6 protein-coding genes and 1 pseudogene are annotated in these 12,061 nt (G+C 39.4%); 4 read left to right on the top strand and 3 right to left on the bottom strand.

The features are described from left to right. Nucleotides 1–609: 609 nt before the first annotated feature. Together AAZO_RS10415 and AAZO_RS43655 are read right to left on the bottom strand one after the other, a co-directional pair. Nucleotides 610–810: a ParA family protein gene (locus AAZO_RS10415; RefSeq protein ID WP_041639873.1), complete on the bottom strand. Its 201-nt coding sequence runs from the start codon at nt 808–810 to the stop codon at nt 610–612. 179 nt (nt 811–989) lie between these two features. Then, nucleotides 990–2,416: pseudogene (locus AAZO_RS43655) on the bottom strand (IS66 family transposase). Nucleotides 2,417–3,761: 1,345 nt separating this feature from the next. Between AAZO_RS43655 and topA the strand changes: the two are divergent. Then, nucleotides 3,762–6,413 (top strand): type I DNA topoisomerase, encoded by a 2,652-nt coding sequence (gene topA / locus AAZO_RS10395; RefSeq protein WP_013191215.1) that lies wholly within the window; start codon nt 3,762–3,764, stop codon nt 6,411–6,413. Nucleotides 6,414–6,481: 68 nt separating this feature from the next. On the opposite strand, the gene AAZO_RS35250 is transcribed toward topA, so the two are convergent. Beyond that, nucleotides 6,482–6,628: a hypothetical protein gene (locus tag AAZO_RS35250; protein WP_013191214.1), complete on the bottom strand. Its 147-nt coding sequence runs from the start codon at nt 6,626–6,628 to the stop codon at nt 6,482–6,484. A gap of 356 nt (nt 6,629–6,984) precedes the next feature. Between AAZO_RS35250 and aroQ the strand changes: the two genes are divergently transcribed. From aroQ to AAZO_RS10375, 3 genes are all read left to right on the top strand, one after another. After that, the gene (gene aroQ, locus AAZO_RS10385; protein WP_013191212.1) at nt 6,985–7,437 is read left to right on the top strand and encodes a type II 3-dehydroquinate dehydratase; all 453 of its coding nucleotides are present in this window, start codon (nt 6,985–6,987) and stop codon (nt 7,435–7,437) included. 72 nt (nt 7,438–7,509) lie between these two features. After that, on the top strand, nt 7,510–8,436 hold the full coding sequence (locus tag AAZO_RS10380; RefSeq protein ID WP_013191211.1) for an ADP-ribosylglycohydrolase family protein: 927 nt from the start codon (nt 7,510–7,512) through the stop codon (nt 8,434–8,436). 566 nt (nt 8,437–9,002) lie between these two features. Continuing rightward, the gene (locus tag AAZO_RS10375; RefSeq protein WP_013191210.1) at nt 9,003–11,684 is read left to right on the top strand and encodes an HD family phosphohydrolase; all 2,682 of its coding nucleotides are present in this window, start codon (nt 9,003–9,005) and stop codon (nt 11,682–11,684) included. The last annotated feature ends 377 nt before the right edge of the window (nt 11,685–12,061 follow it).

The raw sequence follows: 12,061 nt of genomic DNA, 5'->3' as shown, positions 1-12,061 counted from the left end.
TTATAGCGAAGCTCATGCCTAATTAGGGCTGCAAATGATGAAGAATTACTCTCAACTGGTTAATTTCTTCCTCTGTAATACAGGTCGCACATTTATCCAAGTGCTAGCAACACCTAAAAAGTTACTGGTTTTTGTAAGACCTGAATCATGATTTACCTACTTCGGTAAGTTTTATATTTAGAGATTAAACACTTTTTCCCAAGTCTTGATTTTAGTTGTATTAATACCACATTGAAGCTTAGAAATACGATTTAAGCTTTTTCATTTACCTTTACTGACAATAAAAATAACATCAGCGGCTGTTTCTATATCAACTTTGTCAAAACCATCTATGTTATTTTGGGATAAAATCTTTAATTACTTTTGCTGCATTCTCTAGAGATGCTAAATTGTTGTGTTTGGTAGGTAGCATCACAGTATTATAGGTATACAAGCTACTTTAACTGAAAAACATTAAATTTGTAGGACAATCAATAAATATGTAATCATATTCATTTCTGAAAATATTAATATCATTTCTTAATCTAGCAGAACCTTTGTCAATTTTTGCAAACAAGTCTTGCTCTGTAAATAATCCCATTTTTGGATCTGCTGGGATAACATCAAGTTTTAATTTCTTTCCAGATTTAAATTTACTGCAAAAGGCTTAATAGTATTGTAAATATCTAAAAAATTATCAGTTAGACAATCATATAAACCTATTTTTCCTAATTGTAATCTAAGGGAGTTAGTTAAATCTCCTTGTTGTAGCTCGAAGTCAATTACAAGGACTTTTTCTCCCATTTGGGTGAGAATTGCTGCTAAACCCACATTATGTACTTGACGAGTTAGTATACAAACCTACATTTACAAGCAATTCAGAACTATAGTTTCTTTAAATCCAGTAGCCATGAAAATATAAATTATGCACCTGAAACTTCCAGCTTTTTTCACACAGTAAAAAAGCTAGTTAGACAACAATGTTTACTTTTTCTTGTAAGGATTCAGGTCTAAGGAAGAGGGATTAAAGAAGGTCTATGGAAAGCAGAGTGAACCATGGCTTTCATAGGTTGGTCAAAAAACTCAATTCGAGAAAGTGCTTGACGGCGACAAGTTTGTATAACCGTCAATAAATTCGCAGTATGTTGGAATAGCTCCAGAGAAAGAGAACCACCACAGACTTTTCCTTGTGTCAGTGCTAAACCTAACCTTAGTTCAGCTAAATTATGATCAAGGTCTATTGCCTAAGGAAGGTAAAAGTTTACCAGGTTCCCCTGGGGCTTGATCAATGAATGAATGGAAGATTCAACTTTTGGTTGAAACTAGGATGGGCAAGTCAAGAATTCATGAAGGTTTTGGGTTTGTTGGAATAAAGGGTAGTTTTTAAAACCTTCATCTATGAGGTCCATGAATTTTGTGCCAATTTCTTGGTGATTGAAGCCAGGAATCTTGATTAGTGTCTTGAAGTGACGGGGTAGGGTAGATGTGCCTGGCATTTCTGTTGAGCTGTGACCGCATAACCGTTATAGGCAGTAAAGTCATCAGAACTGAGTACACCAGAGTAACTTGAACCCACAATGGATTCTAATTCGCCAGGACAAGGAGTATCAGGACCCATGAAATAAAGGGAAGTCACTATTGGCAAAAATCCATAACTATTGTTTCACCCCTTTGACTACTTAGGGTGTTTCATCCCCAAGGATATGAGGCTGGGTTTGTTTGATCCACTGTTTGAGGCTATGAATACTTTGAGCCACTGGACCATCTACTCCTTTATTGGTACTTAATAATGTTCCTACTCCAATTTCTATTGGACCCAGTGCCCACAACAAGAAGTGTTGTTTTTCATAGGGTCAATGACCCTAGTTATTGATCCATCCCAAAAAAGCTTGTCCTGTGATTCCTATATCTTGTCCCGGTACTATCTCTGGTGACCAGTGTTCCCTTTGTGTTTGCCCACACAGACTGCAAATCCACTGCCATTAGCCTGTCCACCAACTCCCCTACTTGTTGTGTTTCCACTTTTATTGGTTCGCCAAATAATCCCCCCTGAGCTCACCATCCATACACTTGCCGTCCCACTATCTCAAATCTATTCTATCTACTCCACCAAACACCTTTCTCCTTTTTCCCCTATGCCCTGGTTGTCCTCCTGGTTTCCGTTTTCGTGTCTGGTTCTCTTCTTGTTTCTCTTCTTGTTTCTCTTCTTGTTTGTTCTCCGTTTTTTTGAGGATGTCTCCCGACGGTGGTTTGGATAATGTTATGGTCTCTAAATCTCTACTGACTTTGAGTTTCTCTATTTCTTTTTCCAGTTCTACTACTCTATTTCTTAGGTTCTCTCTACTTTTCCCCTGGTAAATAATGATTCCTACCAGTTGCTCTGTTCCCAAATGATTCCTACCAGTCTGTCTAGTTTTGGTGGCAGCTTCTTTTCCATAACTGCTATATTCTGCCTCACCTATCACACTTGTCAATACCCCACCACCTGAATCCTTACTCTTTTTAAATTAAAAGACTAGCAGTGGCAGGTACAACAAGTTTCCCATGTCGTCTAAATAGCTGGATATGAACTGAACTAGTAATAATGCCCATTGACATTTTTGACAATTGGCAGGAATTAAATATCTTGTGATTTGCTCTATAGTGCTGACGTATTGAGGAGTCCCTTATGATAAATTAATATTTGCTCCTGCACCTGTTCCTCATGCTTTGACTTCGACTAGTAAATATGGATGAGTTCTCCAACATTAGAAACTATCACTAACAGTATTTTTGCGAACTGCAAAATCAAGTTTTCCATTTCCTATAGAAAATTAATTGTGAAACCTGCTCTTGTTGATTAAATCCGAGTGATTCTATCAGATGTTCTACAAGTTTCTTGCTGATGAGAGCTTCATTACTCTCATGTAGTTAGATACCGTGTAAAATTTGATTTCAGTCTATAGTTACCATATTACCAAACAGGAAGAAATATGTGTGAAAACTTTAGGTTTCTTCGGTTAACTCTATTTGTTACTGAAATCAAGGTAGTATTTTCATTTATTTGAAATATAAAAACCGGAGAACTCATAAATTAGGATAATTAATTTTACTGAAAATCCCGAATGGCAGTTGCTTGCTCAGAAAAAACACCAATTAAGATTGCGAATAATTCAAACATTTTGTTTGCGCAAATCAATATTCATAACTATTTTCCCCGTCGGGGTGTAAGTATTTGATGAAGCTAAACTTGAGAGATTTTGTTAGGAATTAGTTTTATGCTTATATTATCGAATAATACTTAATTTCGTAATACTACGTAGATTAGCCTAAATAAATATAATATTACTTACCTTTTTTCTCAATTTTCCAAAAGCGCGATGCTTTGTAGGCTTGACGCGAAGCATATCGTACTTTAGATAAAGTGTAAGTGAGGTATCCTTTGCTTCTCAACTTGCTGCGTAGTCAAGTGAACCAGAATTTAGAATTGCTCACAACTCCCAGCCATCAAACAAAGAAGGAATCAAACGACTTAAACTTCAGGGATATTTTGAAAATTGTAGTCGCCAATTGTGCGTTAGATAAGTTAAAGATGGAAATATCTAAGCAATTTGCATTTTGCATTGCCATTTCCAGTCTTCTGGGGCTGACTGTACCTAAAGTTGAAAGAGTTTTCACCCTTTTGGGCAGTTTGTGTAAGGATTAAATAACTGCTTAGGCGTGATATTTCATCTTGACATTTCGCCAAAATTATCTCAACTTGACTGTTTAGCTTCACAGCTATTCTTTTTTTTGAAATTTCCATGTCAACTCTCGTCATCGTCGAATCTCCAACCAAAGCTCGTACCATTCGCAACTACCTGCCACAAGACTATCGGGTAGAGGCTTCTATGGGTCATGTACGTGACCTTCCACAGTCAGCTAGTGAAATTCCCGCGGCTGTCAAAGGGGAAAAATGGGCGCAGCTTGGGGTGAATATAGAAGCCGACTTTGAAGCGGTGTATGTCGTTCCCAAGGATAAAAAGAAAATTGTCACTCAGCTTAAAGATGCCCTCAAAGGTGTTGATGAATTAATATTGGCAACTGACGAAGATCGGGAAGGTGAAAGCATTAGTTGGCATTTATACCAGTTGCTGAAGCCAAAAATTCCCACAAAGCGAATGGTGTTTCATGAAATTACTCAAGAGGCCATTAAAAAGGCTTTGCAAAACTGCCGTATTATTGATGAGCAGTTAGTTCGCGCTCAAGAAACCCGGAGAATTTTAGATCGATTAGTAGGGTACACCCTATCACCTCTGCTCTGGAAAAAAATTGCTTGGGGTTTATCCGCAGGACGAGTCCAGTCTGTAGCAGTCAGGCTTTTAGTCACGAAGGAACGCCAACGCCGAGCTTTCCATGAAGGTACTTATTGGGATTTAAAAGCTAGCTTACTACAGGAAAAAACCCCCTTTAGAGCCCAATTAGTGACGCTAGGAGGTACCAAAGTAGCGACAGGTAGTGATTTTGATCCCGCCACAGGACAAATTACTGCTGGGCACAATGTGGTGTTGTTAAACAAAGAACAAGCCGTAGAACTCCAGGAACAACTCACGGGTAAAACCTGGAATGTCAACAATATTGAAGAACGTCCAGTTACGCGCAAACCCGCACCACCGTTTACTACCTCGACGCTGCAACAAGAATCTAACCGTAAGTTGTGCCTTTCAGCACGGGATACAATGCGGGTTGCCCAAAATTTGTACGAGCAAGGGTATATTACCTATATGCGTACAGATTCGGTGCATTTGTCAGATCAAGCGATCGCAGCAGCTCGTAGTTGTGTAGAAAAAAAATACGGTAAACAATATCTCAGCCCTCAGCCGAGACAATACACCACCAAGTCCAAAGGCGCACAAGAAGCACACGAAGCTATTCGCCCCGCCGGTAGCACCTTCCGCACGCCCCAAGAAACAGGTTTAGGTGGACGGGAATTTGCAGTATATGACTTAATTTGGAAGCGTACTGTCGCCTCACAAATGCCTGACTCGCGCCAAACCCAAATTACTGTCCAGCTACAAGTTGAAGAAGCTAGTTTTCGTTCTTCTGGAAAACGTATTGATTTCCCAGGCTACCTACGCGCCTACGTAGAAGGTTCCGATGATCCCGAAGCTGCATTAGAAGACCAAGAAGTCATTTTACCACCCCTCAAAGTTGGAGATCATCCTACCTGTACAGAACTGGAAGCAGTGGATCATGAAACTCAACCTCCAGCTAGGTACACCGAAGCTAGTCTAGTTAAAACCTTAGAAAGTGAAGGTATTGGTCGTCCTAGTACCTACGCCAGCATTATTGGCACTATCATCGATAAAGGTTATGCTCACTTGGTGAGTAATGCCTTGATTCCAACTTTCACAGCCTTCGCTGTCACTGATTTATTAGAGAAACATTTCCCCGATATTGTTGATCCCAGTTTTACCTCCAAAATGGAGCAAACTCTAGATGACATTGCTACAGGTGAAGCTAAATGGCTACCTTACCTGAAGAAATTTTATCTGGGAGAAAAAGGTTTAGAAACCCTGGTGAGAGAACGGGAAAGTCAAATTGATGCGACTACAGCCAGAACTGTAGAACTAGAAAATTTAGATGCTAAAGTCCGCATTGGTAAATATGGTCCTTACATTGAAGTAGAAAATGGCGAAGGTGTTGTTACAGCTTCCATTCCCAAAGATCTGACACCCGCAGACCTCGACCCCAAACAGGTAGAAGTTTTACTCAGACAAAAAACCACCGGACCAGACCAGGTGGGAAGGCATCCAGAAACTGGTGAACCAATTTATGTGAAGATTGGCACCTATGGACCTTATGTGCAGTTGGGTGACAAAACTGATGAAAACCCTAAGGCTAAACAAGTGTCTCTTCCCAAAGGTGTCACAGCGGAAAATCTCACTTTAGACATGGCTGTAGGGCTGTTGGCACTACCCCGGACATTGGGAGTTCATCCAGCGACAAATAGTAGAATTCAAGCTAGTTTAGGTCGTTTTGGTCCCTATGTTGTCCATGACCAGGGCAAGGAAGGAAAAGATTACCGTTCTCTCAAAGCAGTTGATAATGTATTGACAATCTCTTTGGAGCGTGCATTGGAATTGTTGGCAGAACCGAAAAAGGGACGTGCTTCTAGCACTAGCAAATCTAAAGCGGCTTTACGGGAATTGGGGACACATCCAGAGGACGATTCACCAATTAATATCTATGATGGACCCTATGGCCCTTACATTAAGCACGGCAAAACTAATGTCAGTCTTCCTGAAGGTCAGACCGTAGAAACAGTAACGCTTTCTGCTGCACTAGAATTACTTCAAGCTAAGGCATCTACAAAATCTACAACACGCAAAACTACTAAATCAACGAGTTCTAAAACTAAGTCAACTACTAAATCATCAATGAGTAGAGCGAAAAAGAAAGAAGCATCAAATTAGGGACAGGGGAAATGGGGAATTATGAAATCTTAAGAATTAAGGAGTATGGCTGTCGCCACGCTGCGGTATCAGGAGGCAGGAGGATAAGAAAGTAATTCCCAATGCCCAATGCCCAATGCCCTGTATCCTCCTATAGCAACATTCAAAAGTAATTCCCAATGCCCAATGCCCAATGCCCTGTATCCTCCTATAGCAACATTCAACCGAAACAGCATTACCCTTTCCTTTTAGCTTGTGATAATCTAATAAGTAAGGAAAAACACAAAACTAAATTTTGCAATTGGTTTATTTTCTCCTAAATACAGAAATGTATCAGCCCTGTTAGAAACCAGAAGTGCGACAATACGCCAGTTTCTGCAAAGAAAGTTCAATTAAAATTGAGGTATTATCTCAGGAGCGTTCAGTTCAATGGACTATATAGAAAAGGTACTGGAAAAGCTGAAAGAGTTAGCACGGAAGCTAGTTGAGGCATTGCTGGGGCCAGAATCTGAACCGGAGCCGGAACTGATTCCGATTCCTGTGAACGAACGTTCTCGTCGTCGATAAATATTTAAAGTAATTGGAGTTAACATTGCCTTCTTTAAGTATTTTCGTACTGCACGGGCCAAACCTCAATTTACTAGGACAGCGAGAGCCGGGAATTTACGGTTCTCTAACCCTAGCGGATATTAACGGACTGTTGGAAGCAGAAGGACGGAAGTTAGAGGCGAGAGTTACTGTTTTACAGTCTAATCATGAAGGAGTCTTAGTGGATGCAATTCATGGGTCATTAGGACAACATCAAGGAATTGTAATTAATGCCGGGGCATATACCCATACGAGTGTAGCTCTCAGAGATGCGATCACAGCGGTGAATTTACCAACAGTGGAGGTACATCTAAGTAATATTTATCGGCGAGAAGATTTTCGTCATCATTCTTACATAGCTCCAGTGGTAATTGGTCAAATTAGTGGCTTTGGTATGCAAAGTTATTTGTTAGGCTTACAAGCATTGATACATCATCTGAAAAAGGACGAAGTTTAACAGTTTGTTGTGGATTTTGATTTTTGGAGCAAATAGATAAAATATTCCAAAATCTAATAAATCTAAAATTATATGCGTTATTCTCTCGTAAGTCGAGTTAGAGGTATTTTCCTGGGAGCATTTCTAGGGGAGAGTTTAGCTACTCACAATCGTTGTGATTTAGGTGCAATGACGATTTTGGGTGTACAAAGTTTAATTGAGTACGGTAGATTAGATGTAGATGATTGGTTAAAGCGTTACCAACAAGCTGCCGTTGATTTAAATATTACTCATATTGCTTGGGGGAAAATAATTTTAGCCACTTTACCAGTGGTAATTTTTTTTCACGAAGACACTATTAAACTTAAAAAAAATTTGCTGCAAGTATTACAAATTTGGGATACTAACCCAGTGATGACAGATGCAGCTTTAGTAATAGGATATGTGATCGCTCAATCTTTGACAGAAAAACTTGACCCCATTACCCTTATTCCCCAAACAATTTCTTTTCTAGGAAAAACTACAACTTCAATACCACAAACTTTATTAAAAGTAAATAGTTTATTAGCCCAAGATGCCGGATTAGAACAGGTGCGGGGCGAATTGACCAAGCAAGAGGAACTAAGTAGTAATATTGCATTAGCTATTTATTGTTTTTTGAGTACATTGGAAGACTTCCGACTGACAGTTTTGCGAGTTAATAATCATACTCGGAAGCAAGAATATTGGTGTTTAGGCTCACAATCTAGAAGTGCAATTACTGGTGCCTTATCAGGGGCATATAATACTGCAGTCGGCATACCTGTTAATTGGCAGGTTTTATTCCCAGCTACTAACTCAGCCCCATGGGGACTGAAAAACTTTTCTCAGATGTTAGAATTAGCAAATACACTGGTAGAGGTTTGGTCAGGTGTGTATACTGTTACTCCCAATACTCAGGAATTAACAAAACCAGGATACGGCATGAATGGGAACCTACTTTCAATCTATGCTGCACCAAGTGTCATTCGCCCACGCTAAAAAATCAATAATATCCAAAGCAGAAGGCAGAAAAGAAGGGAGCATACCAATTTTGCAAAAATATCATACATAAATTGTCATTTTGTTAGTGCAGCACTTCATACCGTGCGGGAAGCAAGCTAGAGCATGACAGTAAACTTACATATTTGGGATGCTCCCAAAAAAAAGAGGTTGTTGGGCAACTTTACTTTTAATTACATACTTTGGTTTTTTGCGCCTTTCCACTTACACTTTCAAACAAACTCTTTGAATAAGTAGTGGTGCAAAATAAATTTTGCATTTAGAGGAAGAAACAGGAAACTCTTAACAGGGAACAGATACAGCAGGAGTCAGGAGTCAGGAGTAAAACTCTCTTGCTGTCTAGGTTTTAACTTAGATTCTGTACCTCATTGATCTGCTATCTGCTGTAAGCAATACGGAGATTTCTGTTTTTCCCAAAAATGTTTGATTAATTTCGCCCAGGTACTTATTGTCTAGGAAAACATTACTGTTGTGTGTATGCCTTGACTAAAAACTTGTTGATCTACTGAATTTAGCATTTTGTATCGGAACTACAGCCAGAAGTAATGAAAACGCAGCAATTTTGGCAGTCCTTGACCCAGCAATTGAGGCAATGGCGGCGACAGTACAAAGTGTTATACCGTCAAGTAAAGAGGCTTGGTTCGGTGAGTAATTCCAAGAGTGGAACTGGCAACAAAAAAGTTTTCAGGAATATTTTCAGAACTATTTTCAAGAATCTACTTCTGTATTTATTACCGACTACTGATCAAGGTGGACACCGACAAGCAAGAAAAGCACCTCAATCAACTGCAAAATCTTTCAAAACTCATCATGGCTTTCATGCAGTAGTTTTCAGTTGGTTACATGAAAAGCGTTCTGCTGTAATTTTGTTTATGGCTGTGGTATCTATTACTGGTGTAATGGGGCATGAATTATACAATCAACCCCAGATGAAAATTGGCACTATTGCACCACAAACATTTATTGCTCCATATACTGCAAGTATCGAAAATAGACAACAAACTGAAGCTGATCGCAAAGTAGCAAAAACAAATACACACGCTATATTGATGATTAATACCCGAAAAAATGAGCAAATTAACGAACATTTACGACAAATTCTCGAAGATGGGAATGAACTTCGTGGTGTTGCTGGGTCTTTTCCTTTTTTCGATGTTTCAATTTTGTCTGTTCCTAACCAGCGATACCTCCGTTCTTGTTTGGAATCCGAATGGCAACGGCTAAAAGTGGCTTTAGCAAATTATCAGAAACAAAATAATAAATTGTTGATGCCTAAATCAAGAACAGCAGATAGACTGGTGTTTTCTAGACCTATGCCTAGTCCGTTGTTGCCTCTATCTACACCTGCAATTAAAGAGGAAAGTAAGATTAGTAAACCTGATTTTGATCAAGCCTTAGCAGAATTAGGTGCTTATAGTATCACTGCCCCAAACAAGAATTTCTCTTTACTGATTACCCAAATATCCCAAATCAGACAAGGATATGTTCAAGCAACTGCCAAACTTTTACAGATAGAGACTCAAAGAAAACAAGCAGTATATGCGGCAACTCTGCTTTTGGATTTGTCAGATGAAGATTGGATAAAAACACAAATGGGAATCCATGAAAGTGCAGAAAGGATTCTTACTCAAGGCATAGCGCCAGGAGTACCATTCAGTATTTTGCAGGATGCGGTGAGTTTACAAGTGCAAAAGTCTGTACCTGATGAAGCTGAATCCTTAGCAACTAAGGTTTTATTGGCTGTGCTGCGGCCGAATCTCCAGCAAGATGAAGAAAAAACCAAACAACAGGCAGAAATAGCCGCAGATCAAGTTCCAACTGTGATGGAAAAAGTCCGTCAAGGACAAGTAATTGTTAACAAAGGAGAACGGATTACAGAATGGAAATCTGATGTCTTAGAGTATTATCATTTGATTCGTCGAGAACTAAATTGGCTGGCTTTGATAGGGGTAACAGGCTTGGTTAGCGCAGCCCTTGGGGTTTTTGCTTGGGTAGACCGGCGGCTTGGTAATCATTTGCGAGAACGCGATCGCTTGTTGATATTACTGCTAACTCTAAGTATCCCTAGTGTTCTAGCGATGGGTGTACCCTACACTACCTGGAGCGCCATCGGGTTATTGTTGGGGAGTTTCTACGGCTCGAATTTAAGTGTAACAGTTGTGCTACTATTATCATTAATACTACCAGTCAGTATAGGCATTAGTAAGATTGTTCTTTTAGCTGGTGCTGCGGGAGGAATTTTGAGCAGTTATTTAGCACAGAGGTTCAAATCCCGCGAAGAACTGGCGTTATTAGGTATTGTGATTGCCTTGACTCAAGGGAGTATTTATTTAGTTTTAAATATACTTATTGGTGCAGCATTTGGTTCAGGATGGTATATCGTCCTCCAAGACTCTCTGTTGTTTGCTTTATCTGGTTTGGCTTGGAGTATTATTGCTTTAGGCTTAAGTCCTTATTTAGAAAAACTATTTGATCTCGTCACTCCCATCCGCTTGGCAGAATTGGCTAACCCTAACCGCCCTTTGTTAAAGCGACTCGCTACTGAAACTCCAGGAACTTTTCAACATACTTTGTTTGTAGCGACTCTAGCGGAAGCGGCGGCTAAAAAACTGCGCTGTAATGTTGAATTAGTAAGGGCTGGGACGCTTTACCATGATATTGGTAAAATGCATGACCCTCTGGGATTTATTGAAAATCAAATGGGGAGTCCGAATAAACATGAGACGGAAATTAAAGACCCTTGGCAGAGTGCGACAATTATTAAAAAGCACGTGACTGAAGGTTTGGTGATGGCTAAGAAACACAGTTTACCGACAGTAATTCAAGCTTTTATTCCTGAACATCAGGGGACAATGGCGATCACATATTTTTATCACCAAGCCCAAGAAATGGCTAAGGATAATCCTAGTATAATTGTCAACAAAGCCGACTTTTGTTATGATGGTCCTATTCCTCAATCTAGAGAAACAGGAATTGTCATGTTAGCTGACTCCTGTGAAGCTGCGTTGCGAAGTCTCAAAGATGCGACTCCAGAACAAGCATTAAATATGTTGAATAATATTATCCGTGGCAAATGGCAAGATGAGCAATTAATAGATTCAGGATTGACAAAGGAAGAAATGTCGAAAGTTGCTCAAATATTTGTGGATGTTTGGCAGCAATTTCATCATAAACGCATTGCTTATCCAAAATTAAAAGCTAGTAGTGAAAAATCGGGTAATGATTAATAGACGACTATAGATAGATCACTTTTTTGGGCCTTCATTTGACTGACCGAAAAAAGGTTGTAGGGAAGCTAGCACAGTGAACAGGTGACCCAACTTGTAGGTGCAGTTTGCGTGGCTTCCCCCAGGGTTGAGGAATGTAGGCTCATTGCAAGCTTTCATTAAAACAAAACATAATTTATGAGATATGATACATAAGTCATAAAATAATTCGTATGCATCAATTAAATTCGTTTGACTCAGAAAACAGCTTGGTAGACAATATAGGTTTACTTTCTCATAAGAAGTTATCAACTAATGTACTTACTAACCAGTACTCGATTCATAGATGGTACAACTTTGTTGGTACAACTTTGTAGGTGGTTTTTATTCTGAATTTG

Source organism: 'Nostoc azollae' 0708 (assembly GCF_000196515.1).
Lineage (GTDB): Bacteria > Cyanobacteriota > Cyanobacteriia > Cyanobacteriales > Nostocaceae > Trichormus_B > Trichormus_B azollae.
This window is presented reverse-complemented; position numbering and strand designations above follow the sequence as displayed.